Consider the following 17,112-nt stretch of genomic DNA (forward strand, 5'->3'; position numbering starts at 1 on the left):
CCGCCCCTACTCCGCGTCGAGCCCCTCGGCCGCGCGCACCGCGTCCCGGTAGCCGCGCGCGGCCGAACGCAGCGCGGCGTCCACGTCCACCCCGGCGTCGTGCGCCCGCTGCGCCACCGCGAGCAGCAGCCGACCCGTCGACTCCGCGGTCAGCTCGGCCGGCAGCTCCAACGGCTCGTCCGGCACGCCCTCGAACCCCGCCCGGCGCACCCGGGACACCAGCTTCGCCGCGTACGCCAGCGCCGGAAGCCCGCCCGGCACGCCGTCCAGGACGGACTCCCGGTCCGCCTTCTCGGCCGCCTTCAGCTGCTCCCAGTTCGCCTCCACCTCGGCGGCGCCCTCGGCCTCGACGTCCCCGAACACGTGCGGGTGCCGGTACACCAGCTTCTCGACGATGTCCCCGGCCACGTCGTCGATCGTGAACGGCCCGGTCGGGTGCTCCTCGGCGATCCGGGAGTGGAAGAAGACCTGGAGCAGTACGTCGCCCAGCTCCTCGCGCAGCGTCGCCCGGTCCCCCTCCTCGATCGCCTCGACCAGCTCGTACGACTCCTCGACCAGGTACTTCACCAGGCTCTCGTGGGTCTGCTCGGCGTCCCACGGGCAACCACCGGGCGAGCGCAGGCGGTCCATCACCGACACCAGGTCCAGCAGCCGCGCGCCCGGCAGGTCGTACGAACCCGGCAGCACCTCGATCTCCGGCACCTCCCCGGCGTGCTCCACCGCGAGGCGCGCCAGCGCGTCGGTCAGCCCCGGATCCCCGTCCGAACCGCCCAGCCACACCGTCGGCCCGGCCCCGGCCGGCTGCCCGGTCAGCAGCCGCGCCAACCCCGGCGCCGACTCCGCCGCCACCACCTCGACCTCCACCCCGGCCCGCCGCACCGCGGCCACCTGCGGATGCCCCTCCTCCCCCACCAGCACCCGCCCCGCCGACCGCAGCGCCTCCCACGCCGGCCACGCCAGCAACCCGGGAGCCACCCGGTGGGTGGTCGTCAGCAGGATCAACTTCGCGCCCGGAACATTCCTCGTCACACCCCGAACCTACCCGCCCCCCACCCCACCCCGCCGCCCGTCCCCGGCAGAACGGCGGCCCGCCGACTTCCCCGCTCCTGGCACCGCTCTGGAGGCCCAGCCGCCATCAGCTCCTGTCCCACGCCGATCGGCCTGCACCAGAAGTCGGCCCCGCCGACTTCCTGCTCCGGACACCACGCCAGCAGCAGGCCTCGGGCAGCGAAGGGCCGCCTCCGCAGGCGATCCGGCCTGTCGGCCTGCACCAAAAGTCGAGCCCACCGACTTCCCACTCCCCACAGCCAACGCCCGGCCCCCGACCCCCGGCGGCTCAACCACCATCCCGCACCAGCAACAGGCACCTCGCGCAGCGAAGGGCCGCCTCCACGCGCGATCGACGTGCGTCAGAAGTCGGCCGAGCCGACTTCCTACTCCCCCGAGCTTCCACTCACAGACCGCCATTGAGGACCGCACCAGAAGTCGGCCCCGCATCGGAGCGACGGCCGCTCATCCCGCCGAACCGAGCCGGAACCAACCGCGCAGGAACTCGGACTGGCCGACTTCCTGCGTCCGCCCCGGGGGGGGTGAGGGGCTCGCCAGGGGGCGGCGAAGGCGGGAGGTGGCAACGGACACGCCGGCCGAGTTCGCGACGGACAGGCCAGGCGGCCCCAGGCACTACCGGCCCCGAAGCAGCGGGCAAGGGCCGAATCAACAGGCAAGGGGGCAGGGCGGTGAGGGTGGTAGGTGGCAACGGGCACGCCGGCCGAGTTCGCGACGGACAGGCCAGGTGGCCCCAGGCACTACCGGTCCGGACGCAGCGGGCAAGGGCCCCGCCGAAGCGGAGTCGGTGCGGCGGGAGGCGCGGCTGGCCGAGGCCTCGGGGTAGCCGTCGACCGGGCTGGTCAGCGGGTGGGGTGGTGGGGGTGGAGGGTGGTGAGGGACTGGCGGAGGCGGCGGACGGCGGGGTGGTGGGGGCCGTCGCGGCGTTCGCGTTCGAGGAGGAGTTGGAGCAGCCAGTGCCAGGCGTTCTGGGGGTCGCCGGTGGCGGCGAGGTGGAGGCCGATGCGTTCGCGGAGGTCGTAGGTGCGCTCGGGGTCGGTGTCGAGGCCGGATTCGAGGCGGGCGGTGTGGGCGGAGAGCAGGGCCCGGTACTCGGCGAGGGCCTCGGCGCCGTGGCCCAGGCGGTCGAGGCAGATGGCGGCGCGGTAGCGGTGGTCGAGGCCCTCGGGCCCGTGCGGGCCGCCCTCGGCGGTGGCGGCGAGGCGGCGGTACTCGGGGAGGGCCTGCTGGGGGTGGCCCTCGTGGAGCAGGGTGCGGGCGTAGATGGTGCGGACGGTGCGGGCGAGGGGTGCGCTCTCGCCGAGTTCGGCCTCCGCGCGGGGCAGCAGCCGGGCGGCGAGGGCGAGGACCTCGGGGTGACGTCCGGCGTCGACCAGGTCGGACAGGCGCGCGCACTCGGCACCCAGGTCAGGGGCAGAGGGGGCCGCGGGAGGCGCCGGAGGAACCGGCGGGGCCGGGGCGATCAGGGGAACCGGAGGCAGGAGGAAGGGGCGGGGCTCCGGCCGGGCGACGACCACGGCGGACGGCTGCGGCTGGTGCGGGTACCGGAAGGGGCGCACCGGATCGGGCAGGGGCGCGTAGCGGGGCTGCGGCGCGCCCTCGGCCGGGGGCAGCAGCGGGAGCAGCCGCCCGTACACCGCCTGGGCGTCGGCGGGGCGGTCGGCGGGCTGCTTGGCGAGGAGGTCGAGGACCAGACGTTCCAGCGGCTGTGGCACCTCGGGCCGCAACTCGCGCAGTGGGACGGGCGGTTCGTCGACGTGGCGGCGCAGGACGCCGAGGGCGGTGGGCGCCCGGAACGGCTCCTCGCCGGCGAGCATCTCGTGCAGCAGGCAGCCCAGCGAGTACAGGTCGCTGCGCGGGTCGGTGGTGGCGGCGAGGGCCTGCTCGGGGGCCATGTAGGCGGGGCTGCCGATCGGCACGCCGGTGAGGGTGAGCCGGGTGGTCTCGGTGTCGAGGGCGGTGGCGATGCCGAGGTCGAGCAGGACGGTGCGGCCGTCCTGGCGGACCATGACGTTGCTCGGCTTGAGGTCGCGGTGGACCACCGGGATGGCGTGGACGGCGGCCAGCGCCGCGCAGAGCTGGGCGGCGACGGCCACCGCGCGCTCGACCGGGAAGGGCGCGTCCTCGGCGATGAGGTCGGCGAGGCTGACACCGGGAATGCGCTGCATGACGAGGTACAGCTCGCCCTCGTCCTCGCCCGCGTCGAAGACGGTGACCAGTCCGGGGTGGTCCAGCGCGGCCGTCACCCGGCACTCGCGCAGGAAGCGGTGGCGCAACTCGTCACCGTGGCGGCGGCGTTCGGTGCTCGCGCCGGGGCCGGGGCCGGTGCCGCCGGGCAGCAGGTGCTCGGGGCGGAGCAGCTTGACCGCGACCGGGCGGTGCAGGCGTTCGTCCTGCCCGGCCCAGACCTGGCCCATGCCTCCGTGTCCGATCTTCTCGGTGAGGCGGTAGCGGCCGGCGATCAGACGGGTGGCGGTCACGACCGGCCCTCGCGGGCCTGACGGCGCAGCAGTTCGCCGAGTTCGCGCAGATCGTGGGCGGTCTCGCGGGCGGGAGAAGGGGCAGGGGCAGGGGTGGGAGCAGCGGCAGGGGCGGGCGCAGGCGCGGACGGGGCGCCGTAGCCGGGCACGGTCGGCCCGTACGGCGAGACGGGCGGTCGTCCGTACGGCGGAAGGGCGGGCTTCGGCGCGGGCCTGCCGGCCTCCCAGACCGCGCGGCTGTCCATCACCAGGAAGTGCACGGTCGGCGCGAACCACAGCACGCCCAGGGTGATCTGACCGACGAGGTCGGCGGTCGGGTCGTGCAGGCTGCCCGCGATGCCGGCGGAGACGAAGAGCGTCAGCAGCAGCGCGCAGAACACCACGGCGCCCGCGATGTCGTACGCCCGCCTGCGCCGGAGCGCCAGCAGCAGCGACGGCACCGCGCCGAGCAGTCCGGCGGACAGCAGCGGGGCCAGCGCGCACAGCACCCGTGCGGGCGTCCCGAACCGGCCCGGTACCGGCGCCGGGCCGGCGGCCGGGAGCGGCCCCGGGCCGTATGCCGGGCCGTACGCCGGGCCACCGGGCGACGGTCCGAACGGCCCGGGGTGCTGCCCTGACATGTGTGCTCCTGAGCTGGTGGGGACCGGCGCCGACCGCCACCCGGACGGCCCAGCACACCGTACCGCCCGGCCCGGGCGCCCCGGAGGGCTTCGGTCCGGCCGGTGCCGAACCGCCGTCAGGAGGCCGTCGGCCGCGTCGTGGTCCGCCAGATGGACGGTGCCGCCTGTCGCCCGCAGCGGTGCATCGGGCCGTCCCTCGCATGTGGACGGTTCGCCCGGGACATCCGTTTGGCGTGCCCACCTCCTGTCACGAGGCCCGGAGACCGAATTGAGAAGCACCAGACTCCCCGTCCTGGCCGCCGCCCTGCTGTGCGCCCTCGGCGCCACGACCGCGGTCGCCGACGCACCGACCCCGAAGGCCGCCTACGACCAGCAGTTCAGCCCGCCGATCACCCTCCAGCCGGGGCAGAGCGGCACCGCCTCCGTGACCTGCCCGTCGGGCGAGGTCCCCACCGGGGGCGGTGGCCGCAGCGGCGGCGACAGCGTGTTCCTGCTCGCGTCGACCACGCACGGCGACAACAACTGGATCGTCACCGGCGTCAACACCAGCAGCATCACCAGTCAGACGCTGGCCGCCTTCGTGGTCTGCACCGCGCCCGGCACGACGACCTTCGGCGGCAACGGCCCCCAGATCACCCTGCAGCCCGGGGAGATCAACCACGTCCGGACCTCCTGCGACCTGGGCCAGGTGGCCACCGGAGGGGGCTGGGAGGCTACCGGGACACGGACGTTCGTCAGCGTCTCCGCCGCGCTCGGCGACACCTGGCTGGACGAGGGCACCAACAGGGACACCGCCCCGGAGGGGCTGCTGGTCACGCCGATGTGCTCGACCACCCCCCACACCCAGGTCACGGGCCCCAGCACGGCGGTTCAGCCGGGTGAGACCGCCACCGCCACGGCGACCTGCCCGGCGGGCCAGGTGGCCACTGGTGGCGGCGGCACCGGGCAACTGGACGTGTTCATCAACAGCTCGAACGCCACGCCTGACGGTTTGGGCTGGCAGCTCCAGTCGACCAACACCGACAACTTCCCGCAGACCCTGGCCGCCCAGGTCATCTGCACCCGGCCGTAGTCGGGCCGAGGGGGTGGTCGCCGCGGCTCCTGCCCGGCGCCGAACGCCGGGCAGGAGCCGTGGCGAGGGCCCTCGCCGGCGGGGGTGGGGCGGGCGGAGCCCCCTGCGCCCCCGAACGCGCAGGCCCAGCCGCCGGGCGAGGCCACCAGCGTCCGGGCCCGGCCGCCCCGCCCCGCCACCGCGGCCTCAGTCGGTCGGCGGAGCCAGCGCGCCCGTCGCCAGAGCGTCGGTAGCGGCCTGGGTGAGGGCGTGGGCGAGGGTGGCGGCGCGGGTGAGGGTGGTGTCGAAGGCGGCGAGGCGGGCGAAGGCGGCACCGAGACGCTGCTGGGCGGGGAGGGGGAGGCGGGGCAGTTCGACACGGCGGATGTCGAGGCGTGCGGTGGTGGTGGCGTGGCTGGCCGCACGGCGGGTGCCGGCGGTGGAGCGGAACTGGCCGGCCAGGAACTCGGGATCGAGGGCGGCGGGGTCGGGCCGCAGCAGGTGGAGTTGGCGGCCGAGGGCGGCGCCGACCAGGGGGCCTTCTGCGGGAACGACGCGGGCCGTGCCGCCGCCGAGGGCGGGGACGAGGACGTCGCCGGGGCGGGTGCGGACGTCGCCGGCCGGGCCGGCGGCTGCGGCGAGGACGGCGCTGGGCGGGGCGCCGGTGGCGAGGTCCTGGTCGGTGATCACGGGAGTGCCGTCCGGGGCGGCGCCGGCCGGGCGGGTGGCGGCGCCGGTGCCGGAGGAGAACACCTCCAGCGCACCGCCGCGGATCAGCTCGCCGACGGTGACCGCCCCGACCGGGCCGACCGGGCCGGTGTGGCCGACGGACTCCGCGCCGGGTTGCGGCAGCAGCGTGGCCGGGTCGGCCAGATCGGCCAGGAGTTCGGCCAACCGGGCGCCGAGGTGGGCGAGTTCGGCCGCACCGCCGAGCGGGGCGGCGGGCGGGACGTGCCGGGCCGGGGAGAGGTCGGTCTCGTCGTCCAACAGGTCGAGGGCGGCCATGGACCGGTGGACGCCGGGGCGGTCGGCCGGGACGGGCAGGCCCTCGCGGGCGGCGAGGTCGAAGCCGCGCCAGGCCTCCAGGACGACGCGGCGCAGTTCGGGCCAGTCAACCTTGTCCCGACCGCCCTCCGGGGCCGTCGATCCGGCCGACCCGGCGTCGAGCAGCAGGACCTGCCGGAAGTCGTCGCCCGGCCTGGGGGCGCGGAGCACCCACAGGTGCAGCGGGACGCCGTACGGCGGGGCCGCTCCGGCGGGCAGGGCGATGACGGCGCGCAGGGCGCCAGTGCGGAGCAGTTCGGCGCGGATGCGGCGGCCGGCCCGGCGGGCGGCGACCGTCGGAGGGAGGAGGAGGGCGGCGAGTCCGCCGGGCCGGGTGTGGGCGAGGCAGTGCAGCACCCAGGCGAGTTCGGACTCGCCGCGCGGCGGGACCAGCCCGCCGGGCCAGCGGGTGTCGAACTGCAACTCGTCGTGGCCCCAGTCCCGTTCGTTGTACGGGGGCTGACAGAGCACCGCGTCGAAGGTGTCGCCGGGGTAGCCGTCGGCGCGCAGGGCGTCGCCGGTACGCAGGGCGAGCGGGAGCGGGCCGGGTTCGCCTGCGGGGGTGTGCAGGGCGAGCCGGAGCGCGGCGAGGGCGGCGGCGACCGGGTCGGCGTCCTGGCCGTAGCGGCCGGTGGTCGGCGGGTGGGCGAGCAGGACGGCGCCGAGGCCGACGGCCGGGTCCAGCACGGTGGCGGGGACTCCGGCGACGGCGGCGAGCAGTTCGGCGGCCTCCGGCGGGGTCGGGCTGAGCTGACGGGTGTTGGCCTCGGCGTGCCGGGTGAGCAGTTGCTCGTACGCGGCCGCCGGGCCGGCCTCGGCGGCGAGGGCGGCGAGCAGTCGGGCGAGGTCCAGCTGGGTACTGCCGAGCAGCCGGGGCAGGCGCAGGTCGCGCGGGCCGTCCGGGCCGAAGGCGTGAACGGCGGCGTCGGCGACGGCGCGGGGCAGCGCGGTGGCGAGCCGGGTGTCGGGCTGGTCGGCGAGTTCGGTCCAGCGCCCGGGGGTGCGGTGCAGCAGGAGGAGCAGGGCGCCGGCCTCGACCAGCGGGGCGGCGGGGTGGCCGGCCGGGTCGCGCAGGATATCGACCAGCTGCCAGGCGCGTTCCAGCAGCGGGAGTTCGGCGATCTTGCCCTGGGCGCGCAGCCAGGACTCGACCTCGGCGAGGGCGAAGGCCGGGCTGGCGTCGGTGCCGCCGACCGGGCGGGGGAAGTCGGGGTGGCGGCGGCGCCAGTTGCTGACGGCGGCCCGGCCGACGCCGGCCAGCCGGGCGATCTCGACGGCGGTCACTTCGGGGCGGTCCGGCACGGGGGCTCCTTCGGCGGCGCGGGCGGGCCCGACTGGGGGTGTGATCACACAGCATAGCGAGACGGCTCACCACCTCCGTTCACGTGTGAACAGAGCTCTTTCGTGAAATGCCATTGACATGGTTCACGGCCGGGTGGTGTGATCTCTCCGTCGCCACCGAGCGGGGCGACACCGAGGAAGACCACCGATCACCGGGAGAACACCCATGTCCGCGAGCACCCGCGCCACCACCCGCCGCACCGCCACCCTGCTGCTGGGCGCCGCGCTGGTCACCCTCACCGCGACCGCCTGCAACTCGACCGGCGGCGCCTCCGTCTCGACCGAGGCGAAGCAGACGGCGGCCGCCACCACCGGAGCCGCGGGTGCCGCCAAGCCCGCCGAGGCCAAGGCCTCCGACGCCCCCAAGGCCCCCGCCAAGGTCGGCGACACCATCGCGCTCAAGGGCATGGACAAGGGCAACACCGCCGACGTCACCGCGGTGAAGGTGGTCGACCCGGCCGAGAGCGCCAACGAGTACCTCAAGCCGGCCGACGGCAAGCGTTACGTCGCGGTGCAGTTCCAGATCAAGGCCACCGGCGCCCAGGCGTACAGCGAGGCCCCGTTCAGCAGCGCCAAGGTCGTGGACGCCCAGGGCCAGGCCTACGGCGCGAGCCTCGCGGAGACCAAGGCCGGCCCGGCCTTCCAGACCCCCACCAACATCGCCCCCGGCGACACGGGCAAGGGCTTCGTCACCTTCGAGGTCCCGAACGACGCCAAGCTCGACAAGGTCCAGTTCGCCCTGGACAACGGCTTCGCCAACCAGGTCGGTCAGTGGAAGATCGGCTGACAGCCCTGTTCACAGCCGTCACCGCCGCGCCCGTACACACGAACTCACCGCCCCCGAGTACACGGCACGTGAGCACGCCACACCCGTACACACGAGAACGGCGGCCCCGGGCAGAGCCCGAGACCGCCGTCACCCGGCAAACCGCCGGTCGCTACTTCTTCGCCCCCGCCAGGTCGTCGAACATCGCCGACAGGAACTCGCTGCACCAGCCCAGCAGTTCCCGCCCGACCAGCGGCTTGCCGCCGATCCGGCCGGTGCTCGGCCGCGGCACCAGCAGCTGCTGGGCCGCCGCCTTGACCTGGCTGCGCGGGTAGAGCCGGTTCAGCCGCAGCTGCTGGGACTCGCGCAGCTCCACCGGGCCGAAGCGGACGTTGGAGCCCTGCAGGGTGATGTCCGAGATCCCGCACCGCCGGGCGTACAGCCGCAGCGCGGCGACCAGCAGCAGGTTCTCCACCGGCTCGGGCAACTTGCCGTAGCGGTCCACGAGTTCGTCCCGGACCTGCTGGATGTCCGCCTCCGAGTTGACCGCCGCGATCGAGCGGTACGCCTGGAGCCGCAGCCGCTCGCCGGGCGCGTAGTCGTGCGGGACGTGCGCATCCACCGGCAGCTCGATCTTGACCTCCAGCGGCTCCTCCTCCGGCTCCCCGCCGCCGGCCAGCGACTCCCGGAACTCGGCCACCGCCTCGCCGACCATCCGCATGTAGAGGTCGAAGCCGACCCCCGCGATGTGCCCGGACTGCTCGCCGCCGAGCAGGTTGCCCGCGCCGCGGATCTCCAGGTCCTTCATCGCGACGTACATGCCGGCGCCCATCTCGGTGTGCTGGGCGATGGTGGCCAGCCGCTCGTGCGCGGTCTCGGTGAGCGGCTTCTCCGGCGGGTACAGCATGTACGCGTAGCCGCGCTCGCGGCCGCGCCCCACCCGGCCGCGCAGCTGGTGCAGCTGGGAGAGGCCGAAGGTGTCACCGCGCTCGACGATCAGGGTGTTGGCGTTGGAGATGTCGATGCCGGACTCCACGATCGTGGTCGACACCAGGACGTCGAACTCCTTCTCCCAGAAGTCGACGACGACCTTCTCCAGCTGGGTCTCCCCCATCTGCCCGTGCGCGGTGGCGACCCGCGCCTCGGGTACCAGGTCCTTGAGCCGGGCGGCCGCCTTGTCGATCGACTCCACCCGGTTGTGGATGTAGAACACCTGGCCCTCGCGCAGGAGTTCACGCCGGATCGCGGCCGAGATCTGCTTCTCGTCGTACGGTCCGACGAAGGTCAGCACCGGGTGCCGCTCCTCCGGCGGGGTGGTGATGGTGGACATCTCCCGGATGCCGGTGACCGCCATCTCCAGGGTGCGCGGGATCGGGGTCGCGGACATGGTGAGCACGTCCACGTTGGCACGCAGCTTCTTCAGCTGCTCCTTGTGCTCGACGCCGAAGCGCTGCTCCTCGTCCACGATGACCAGGCCGAGGTCCTTGAACCTGGTCTCGGAGGAGAACAGCCGGTGGGTGCCGATGACCACGTCCACCGAGCCCTCGAACAGCCCCTCCAGGACGGCCTTGGCCTCGCCGTCGGTCTGGAAGCGGGACAGCGCCTTCACCGTGACCGGGAAGTTGGCGTAGCGCTCGGCGAAGGTCGAGAAGTGCTGCTGCACCAGCAGCGTGGTCGGCACCAGCACCGCCACCTGCTTGCCGTCCTGCACCGCCTTGAAGGCGGCCCGCACCGCGATCTCGGTCTTGCCGTAGCCGACGTCGCCGCAGATCAGCCGGTCCATCGGGACGGACTTCTCCATGTCCGACTTGACCTCGGCGATGGTGGTCAGCTGGTCCGGCGTCTCCGCGTACGGGAAGGCGTCCTCAAGCTCGCGCTGCCACGGGGTGTCCGTCCCGAAGGCGTGGCCGGGCGCGGCCATCCGCGCCGAGTACAGCTTGATCAGGTCGGCGGCGATCTCCTTGACCGCCTTCTTGGCCCGCTGCTTGGTCTTCGCCCAGTCCGCGCCGCCCAGCCGGTGCAGCGTCGGGGCCTCGCCGCCGACGTACTTGGTGACCTGGTCGAGCTGGTCGGTCGGCACGAACAGCCGGTCGCCGGGGTGACCGCGCTTGGCCGGGGCGTACTCCAGCACCAGGTACTCGCGGGTGGCGCCCTGGACGGTGCGCTGCACCATCTCGACGTACCGGCCGACGCCGTGCGCCTCGTGCACGACGTAGTCGCCGGTTGCCAGGGCGAGCGGGTCGATCGCGTTGCGGCGCCGGGACGGCATCCGGCGCATGTCCTTGGTGGAGGACTTCTGGCCGGACAGGTCGGTCTCGGTGACGACGGTGAGCTTCAGCTCCTCGTCCACGAAGCCGTGTTCGATCGAGCCGCAGGAGACGTAGACGACGTCGCGGGTGGGTGCCTCGGCGAGGTCGGCGACCAGCCGGGCCGGGATGCCCTCGTTGCCCAGCACCTCGGCCAGGCGGGAGGCGGGCCCGTGCCCCTCGGTGACCATGACGACCCGCCAGTCGGCGGCCAGCCGCTCCTTGGCGTCGGCGATGGCGCGGGCGGTGTCGCCGCGGTAGGCCTCGACGGCGTGCATGCCGAGGGTCAGCGTGTTGGCCTCGAACCGGGAGCCTCCGTCGACCGCGGACTCGCTGGTCGCGAAGGGACTGACGGACCACCAGGGCAGCCCGATCTCGGCCGCGTGCTCGCGCACGTCGGCGAGCGACCACAGCGAGGCGGCGGAGACGTCGATGGTCTCCAGGTCGATCGGCCGGTCCCCGCCCGCCGCGGCCGCGACCCAGGAGGCGTGCAGGAACTCCTGACTGGTGGCCACCAGGTCGGCGGCCCGGGTGCGGACCCGCTCGGGGTCGCAGACCACCGCGACCGAGCCGAGCGGCAGCACGTCGAGCAGCAGCTCCATGTCGTCCACCAGCACCGGCGCCAGCGACTCCATGCCCTCGACCGCGATGCCCTCGGCGATCTTGTCCAGGATCTCGGCCAACCCGGGCTGCTCGGCGGACAGTTCGGCGGCCCGGGCGCGCACCTCGTCGGTCAGCAGCAGCTCGCGGCAGGGCGGCGCCCACAGGCCGTGCTCGGCGATCTCCAGCGAGCGCTGGTCGGCGACCTTGAAGTAGCGGATCTCCTCGACGTCGTCGCCCCAGAACTCCACCCGCAGCGGGTGCTCCTCGGTCGGCGGAAAGACGTCCAGGATGCCGCCGCGGACGGCGAACTCGCCGCGCTTCTCGACCAGTTCGACCCGCGCGTAGGCGGCCGCGGAGAGCCGGCGGGCCACCTCCTCCAGATCGTGCGACTCACCGCGCTGGACGGCCACCGGCTCCAGCTCGGCCAGCCCCTTGACCTGTGGCTGGAGCACCGAGCGGACGGGGGCCACGATCACCTGCACCGGCCCGGCCGCCGGGTCGTCCGCCCGCGGGTGCACGATCCGGCGCAGCACGGCCAGCCGGCGGCCGACGGTGTCCGAGCGGGGCGACAGCCGCTCGTGCGGCAGGGTCTCCCAGGCCGGGAACTCGGCGACGGCGTCGGCGGGCAGCAGCGAGCGCAGCGAGGCGGCGAGGTCCTCCGCCTCCCGGCCGGTCGCGGTGACGGCGAGCACCGGACGGCCCCGGTCCCCGGCGGCCTGCCCGGCCAGCGCACGGGCCAGCGCGGCGATGGCGAACGGCCGGGCGGCGGGCGGTCCGACCAGGTCCAGGTGGCGGCGGCCGCCGGCGGCGGCTCCGGTGGTGGTGGCCGCCTCGATCGCCTCGGCGAGCGCCGCGTCCCGCGCGACGACATCGAGCAGTCCGGTCAGACTCATCTGGGGTCTCTTCTTCGTCCCGTGGCTGGTGCTGCCCCCGGGCGGCGAAGGCCCGCCGGGGCAACGCGAACGGCCCGGCACGCCGAGCGGCCGGGGGTCTCCAGCCTACGCCGCGGCGCGGACGGGCACGCGGCGTACGGCCCCGGCGAGGCCCGGTGGGGCCGCCGAACCGACGGACCGCCCCGACCGGCCGACCAATCGACCGAACCGACCCACCGAACCGACCGGCCGGCCCACCCCGTCGGACCACCCGACGGGGCCGCCCCTGGGAGAAAGATGTCAGGGACACGACCGCAGACGAACCACTGGACGGAACACCGGACGACGGGTGGACGAACCAACCGGACGACGGTCAAGGTCAGGCTCCGCCATCCGCCACGAACTGGACATACTCCTGTCACTGGCCGTCCATGGAGATCGCGCACCATGGTGAATGTGCCCGCCGCACCCAACCGTGGGGGATGGCTGTGGGGGCACTGTCGCACCCCCGATGGGGGTCGGAGGTGCGAGGCCGGGCGACCCTGGGTGGGGGCGCCCGCCCAAGCGCCGGGAACCGTGGCGCCCTTTCCTGGAGGGCGCCACGGGTCTCGGCCTGCTCGCGTTGTCCGCTCGTCTTCCGCGAGAGGCTTCAGGCCCGCGCGCACCGCCGGACGTCCGCACCCGTCCGGTCGGCGGAGGCCGTCGCGGGGCGGACTACCAGCGGGAGAGGTTGATGTCGTACATCAGCACCTGGTGGCCCAGGCTGCCGTTGAAGTCGTAGCGCTCCCAGGTGAAGACGGTCCAGGAGCCGAGCCCGCCGCCCAGGTAGGTGATGACCTTGTTGTTGCCCGCGTCGATCCGGTCCACGTTGTAGACGCGCACGGCCATCCAGCCGTCGTTCGCGAAGCACAACTGGCCGCTGTAGCCGTAGTTGTACACCTTCGCGAAATCGTCCCGGTTTCCGCAGTCGACCCGGTTCACGGCATTTGCCGAGGCGGCCGGCAGCAACGCGGCCGCGGCCGCGGTGAGAACCGCCAGGGCACCCGCGCGACGAACTCTGCCATTTCTGTTCCGAAGGGTGGTACGGGGATTAGTGCGGCGAATCATGTAACCCCTCCATCGGTAACGGTCGGAACCCCAGAGATTTCCACGGAGCAGCAGCACCGGACAGCTGTTTTCCGGCCAAGCCGGGCTTCGGCGGCGACCCCGGGAACACACCGGGACGAAATGAGCTAGGGTCCGAACAAGCTTGCCGCGCTTGAGGATCGGAGCAGACGCTTGCCACGTTCCGCCCACTTCGGACGATTCGCCGCCGCCACCCTGGCGGCCGCCCTCTCGGTTTCAGCCACCGCCTGTTCGAACAACTCCGGGAAGGTTTCCGACGAATCCGCGCCGAAGCCGCCGGAGATCACCTCGACGGCCGCCCCGGAATCCGGTCGCGGCGGAATGACCGGACTCCCGCTCTCCGCTTATCAGGCCGATGACCGGACCTCCGTGAAGGAGATTCAGGCACGGAATATGCTGGTCGTCTCCTGCATGCACCGGGCCGGATTCTCCGCATTCACCGGGGACGGCCTGCAGGCCGCGCAGCCGCCGGACAACGCCACCGCGCTGCCGGCCGGCCCCTGGGGGTACCTCGGAGCCGAGGCCGCGGCCACCCTGGGCTTCCACCCGCCGAAGCGGACGGCACCCCGCCCGGACGCCGCCCCGGTCGGCGCCGGCGAGGCGTACGACAACGCCCGGGTGGACTGCGACCGGCAGGCCGCCGAGCAGCTCGGCTCACCGCCCGCGGCGGGCGCCGAACTGGTCGGCCGGCTGTTCGACGAGTCGATGAAGGCCGCGGCCAAGGACGCCCGGGTGGTGGCGGCCACCAGGGCGTGGACCGTCTGCATGACGGCCGCCGGGTTCGAGGCCGCCACCCCGGACGAGCTGGCGCGGAAGTACCAGACCACGCCCGAGGCCACCCCGGCCGAGTTGGCCGCCGCCCGCGCCGACGCCGACTGCACCGCCACGTCCAACCTGGCGGGCCTCTGGTTCGCCGTGCTGGCCGGCTACCAGCGCCAGCTGATCGACCGCAACGCGCAGGCCCTGACCGCCCAGCAGGAGGCGGTCAGGGCCCAGGACGCCAGGCTCACCCGGCTGATCGGGAGCGGGGCCACGAGCTAGCGCGGCCGGCGGCCGAGCCCGGCGGGGCCACGAGCCGGGGCCCGCACCGGCTAGGCCGGACAGGGCCTAGCGCCGGCGGTAGGTCACGGTGTTGGGGGTCGCGTAACCGCTGCCGTCGTCCACGATGACGATCTTCGGAATGATCCGGGTCTCGTCCGCGGGCTGCTCCTCGGCGCCGCTTCCGCCCTTCGCGCCGTCCCGCCCGGTCGCCCGCTCCGGCGACGCGGCCGGCTTCGGCGGCGCCGCGGCCGGGGCGACCGGGCCGGTCGCCACCGGCTCGCCGCTCCCCTGCGCCTTGGTGGCGGCACCGCCGGCACCGGAGGCGCTGGAGCCGCCGACCACCGGCTGCCGCAGCACCGCCGTCGCCTTCTCCCGGGCCGGAACCTTCCGCAGGTTCGGCAGCGGGATCTCGCCGGTGTCCGCCTCCGAGTCCACCGGCACCGCGTCCGCCGGAGCCGCGTCCGCCGGAGCCGCGTCGGCAGCGGACCCGGCAGCGGACCCGGCAGCGGATCCGGCGGCGGACCCGGTGGCGGCGGAGACGGCGGCAGCGGCCGCGGCAGCGGCCTGCTCGGGTTCCAGCTGCCCGACCGCCGCCCCGGTGAGCGAGGCCAGCGTGGCCTTGATGTGGTCCAGGTGCTGCTGCACCGTGTCCAGCCGGGTGTCGAACTCGCGCTGCTCGCGCTCGGTCGCCGCGTTGATCTTCTCGGCCTCCCGGCGGGCCTGCTCGATCAGCTGGTCGGCCTTGGCCTGGGCGTCGGTCTCCAGCTGCTTGATCTGGTTCAGCACGGTCTCCCGCTGCTGCTCGGCCTCCTTGACCCGGCGTGCGGCGGTCGCGGAGACCTCGGTGTCCTCGGCGTCGGCCTTGGCCTCAAGCGCGGCGAAGTTCTCGTCGGCCTTGCGGCGCTTGGCGGCCAGTTCGGCCTCGGCCTGCTCGCTCGCCTCGGCGGCGGCCACCCGGACCTTGGCGGCGTAGGAGGTGGCGGCGTCCCGGGCGGTGCGGCTCTCCCGGTCGGCCTCGGCACGGATGCCCTCGGCCTCGGCGCGGGTGCGCTCGTCGGTGCGGCGGGCGGACGCGTCGGCCTCCGTGCGGGTGGTGGTGCCGTACTCCTTGGCAGCCCTGTCGAGCGCCTGCCCGGCCTCGTAGACCTCGTCGCGCAGGTCCTCGGCGAAGCGCTCGGCCTTCTCCCGGACGGCGCGCGCCTCGTTCTGCGCCATCGTGGCCAGACCGGCGGCCTGCTCGCTCAGCACCTCGTAGTCCGGCTCGGGAGCCTCCTCGGCGGCGCGGCGGATGTCGGCCAGCCTGGCCTCCATCTGCCGCATGCCGGCGCCGAGGACGCTCAGCCGCTCCCACGCGTCGTCGCGCTGCGCGGTCAGGGCCGCGAGTGCGCGGTCGACCTGCTCGGGCGCGTAGCCGCGCCGGGCCTGGGTGAAGCCGTGCTGGGGGACGGCATCGCTCATGGGCTCTTCCCCTCGTTTCGCGGGCTGCGGAGCCCATGATCGGACGGAACGGACGGATCCGGAACCGGTTCGGAGCCCGGGGCCGGATTCCGCCGTCGTACGGACCGGAAAACGTCGAGGACCGGACGAGTAGACCTATCCTCTTGACCTATTTTGCGCAGATCCGGACGAAACCCCAACGAGGCGCCACCGTCACGGCACGCCGGAGGGGTCGTTCCGGACACCCGAACGACCCCTCCCCACCTGCGAGGATCCGCGACGGTCCGCTACAGCAGACCGTCCCAGAACTGCTCCAACAGCACAGCCCACCAAGTGTCGGCGTTCTGCAGGGCCGCCGGGTCGATCGCGGCGAGCTGCACCTGGAAGTCGGACGTCCAGCGACCGGCCTGCTCGGGCGTCAGCCCGTACCGCAGCCGCCACATCCGGCCCAGCAGGGCCATCGCGCGAACGAACTCCGGTACACCGCTGTTGACGAAGCGCGGTGGCTGGCCGGTTCCGTCGACGTCCACCGCGACCACGTGCGCGGTGCCGTACTGGACGCACAGCTGGCGGCCGTAGTCGTTGCCGAGCACCAGGTAGCCGCCGAAGTCCGGGGCCGCGGGCAGGCCGCGCTCGGCGGCCAGCTCCGCGAGGGTCGGGATCGGCCGGCCCTCCTGCGCCTGGGCCCAGAAGAACGGCCCGAAGTCGCGCGGCAGCCCGGCCCACATCAGCGTCTGCGACACCGGCTCGGGCACGCCCTGGCGGGAGACCGCGCGCTGCTCGTAGCGGAACAGGTTCGGCCCGAAGGCCTGACCGAGCTCCTGGGCGAGCTGCTGCGGCGGCAGCGGGGGCAGCGGCTGGACCGTCCCCGGCGCGGGCAGCGGCGCCCGGAACGGGCGGACCCGCTGGGCGCCGGAGGCCAGCTGGTGCAGCTCGTCCAGGTGGTCGAGCAGCTCGGCCATCCCGGCCTGCCGGGAGGCGTGGTCGCGGCCGTACGGGGCGGTGTGCGTGAGCCGCACGTTCGGCCAGGAGGCCGCGATCATGCGGTGGCAGTAGCCGCCGGGCAGATCGCAGGACTCCAGCTCGGTGTACAGCTCCAGCACCTGCTCCGGCGGCACGTTCAGCCGGCGCAGGTCCTGGAGGATCTTCCACTCCGGGTGCGGAGTGCCGGGCTCGCTGCGGTGCAGCAGCTTCTGCTCCGAGCCGTCCGGGCCCCGGTAGCTGAGCGCGGCGAAGTAGCCCGGGCCGACCGCGGGCACGCCGGGCGGCACAGGCGCGGCCTGCGGCTGCCCGGTGACCGGCGCCGGGGGGACGACCCCGGGCGCGGCACCCGGAGTCGGGTAGCCGTACCCGGCCGCGGG

General features: G+C 74.4%; 11 protein-coding genes. 3 read left to right on the forward strand and 8 right to left on the reverse strand.

Annotation, left to right across the window (positions count from 1 at the left end):
* Positions 1-6 precede the first annotated feature (6 nt).
* The 3 genes from RZ50_RS05390 to RZ50_RS05400 form a co-directional block, all read right to left on the reverse strand.
* Positions 7-1,029 (reverse strand): MazG family protein, encoded by a 1,023-nt coding sequence (locus RZ50_RS05390; RefSeq protein WP_196948514.1) that lies wholly within the window; start codon positions 1,027-1,029, stop codon positions 7-9.
* Positions 1,030-1,907: 878 nt separating this feature from the next.
* A complete protein-coding gene (locus RZ50_RS05395; protein ID WP_308271439.1) occupies positions 1,908-3,545 on the reverse strand; it encodes a serine/threonine-protein kinase in 1,638 nt (545 codons plus the stop codon).
* Positions 3,542-4,165, reverse strand: a complete 624-nt coding sequence (locus tag RZ50_RS05400) for a hypothetical protein (RefSeq protein WP_196947996.1) — start codon at positions 4,163-4,165, stop codon at positions 3,542-3,544. The genes RZ50_RS05395 and RZ50_RS05400 overlap by 4 nt, the downstream gene beginning before the upstream one ends.
* Before the next feature lie 268 nt (positions 4,166-4,433).
* On the opposite strand from RZ50_RS05400, the gene RZ50_RS05405 reads away from it, so the two are divergent.
* Positions 4,434-5,237, forward strand: coding sequence for a hypothetical protein (locus RZ50_RS05405; RefSeq protein WP_196947995.1), 804 nt, complete (start codon positions 4,434-4,436; stop codon positions 5,235-5,237).
* 186 nt (positions 5,238-5,423) lie between these two features.
* Here the strand turns inward: RZ50_RS05405 and RZ50_RS05410 are convergent, their stop codons facing one another.
* Positions 5,424-7,562 (reverse strand): N-6 DNA methylase, encoded by a 2,139-nt coding sequence (locus RZ50_RS05410; RefSeq protein ID WP_308271442.1) that lies wholly within the window; start codon positions 7,560-7,562, stop codon positions 5,424-5,426.
* A gap of 205 nt (positions 7,563-7,767) precedes the next feature.
* Between RZ50_RS05410 and RZ50_RS05415 the strand changes: the two genes are divergently transcribed.
* Positions 7,768-8,388: a DUF4352 domain-containing protein gene (locus RZ50_RS05415; protein WP_196947994.1), complete on the forward strand. Its 621-nt coding sequence runs from the start codon at positions 7,768-7,770 to the stop codon at positions 8,386-8,388.
* 151 nt (positions 8,389-8,539) lie between these two features.
* Here RZ50_RS05415 and mfd read toward each other — a convergent pair whose 3' ends face one another.
* Both mfd and RZ50_RS29825 read right to left on the reverse strand, forming a co-directional pair.
* Positions 8,540-12,169, reverse strand: a complete 3,630-nt coding sequence (gene mfd, locus RZ50_RS05420) for a transcription-repair coupling factor (protein WP_196947993.1) — start codon at positions 12,167-12,169, stop codon at positions 8,540-8,542.
* 693 nt (positions 12,170-12,862) lie between these two features.
* On the reverse strand, positions 12,863-13,129 hold the full coding sequence (locus RZ50_RS29825; RefSeq protein WP_196947992.1) for a beta/gamma crystallin domain-containing protein: 267 nt from the start codon (positions 13,127-13,129) through the stop codon (positions 12,863-12,865).
* Between the two features lie 513 nt (positions 13,130-13,642).
* Here RZ50_RS29825 and RZ50_RS05430 point away from each other — a divergent pair.
* Positions 13,643-14,314 (forward strand): hypothetical protein, encoded by a 672-nt coding sequence (locus RZ50_RS05430; protein WP_196947991.1) that lies wholly within the window; start codon positions 13,643-13,645, stop codon positions 14,312-14,314.
* A 66-nt stretch (positions 14,315-14,380) separates the two neighbouring features.
* Here RZ50_RS05430 and RZ50_RS05435 read toward each other — a convergent pair whose 3' ends face one another.
* The gene (locus RZ50_RS05435; RefSeq protein WP_196947990.1) at positions 14,381-15,772 is read right to left on the reverse strand and encodes a hypothetical protein; all 1,392 of its coding nucleotides are present in this window, start codon (positions 15,770-15,772) and stop codon (positions 14,381-14,383) included.
* Between the two features lie 266 nt (positions 15,773-16,038).
* A partial coding sequence (locus RZ50_RS28900; protein ID WP_374199875.1) for an SUKH-4 family immunity protein occupies positions 16,039-17,112 on the reverse strand: 1,074 nt, incomplete at its 5' end.

It is taken from the genome of Kitasatospora sp. SUK 42 (genome assembly GCF_015776785.2).
Lineage (GTDB): Bacteria > Actinomycetota > Actinomycetes > Streptomycetales > Streptomycetaceae > Kitasatospora.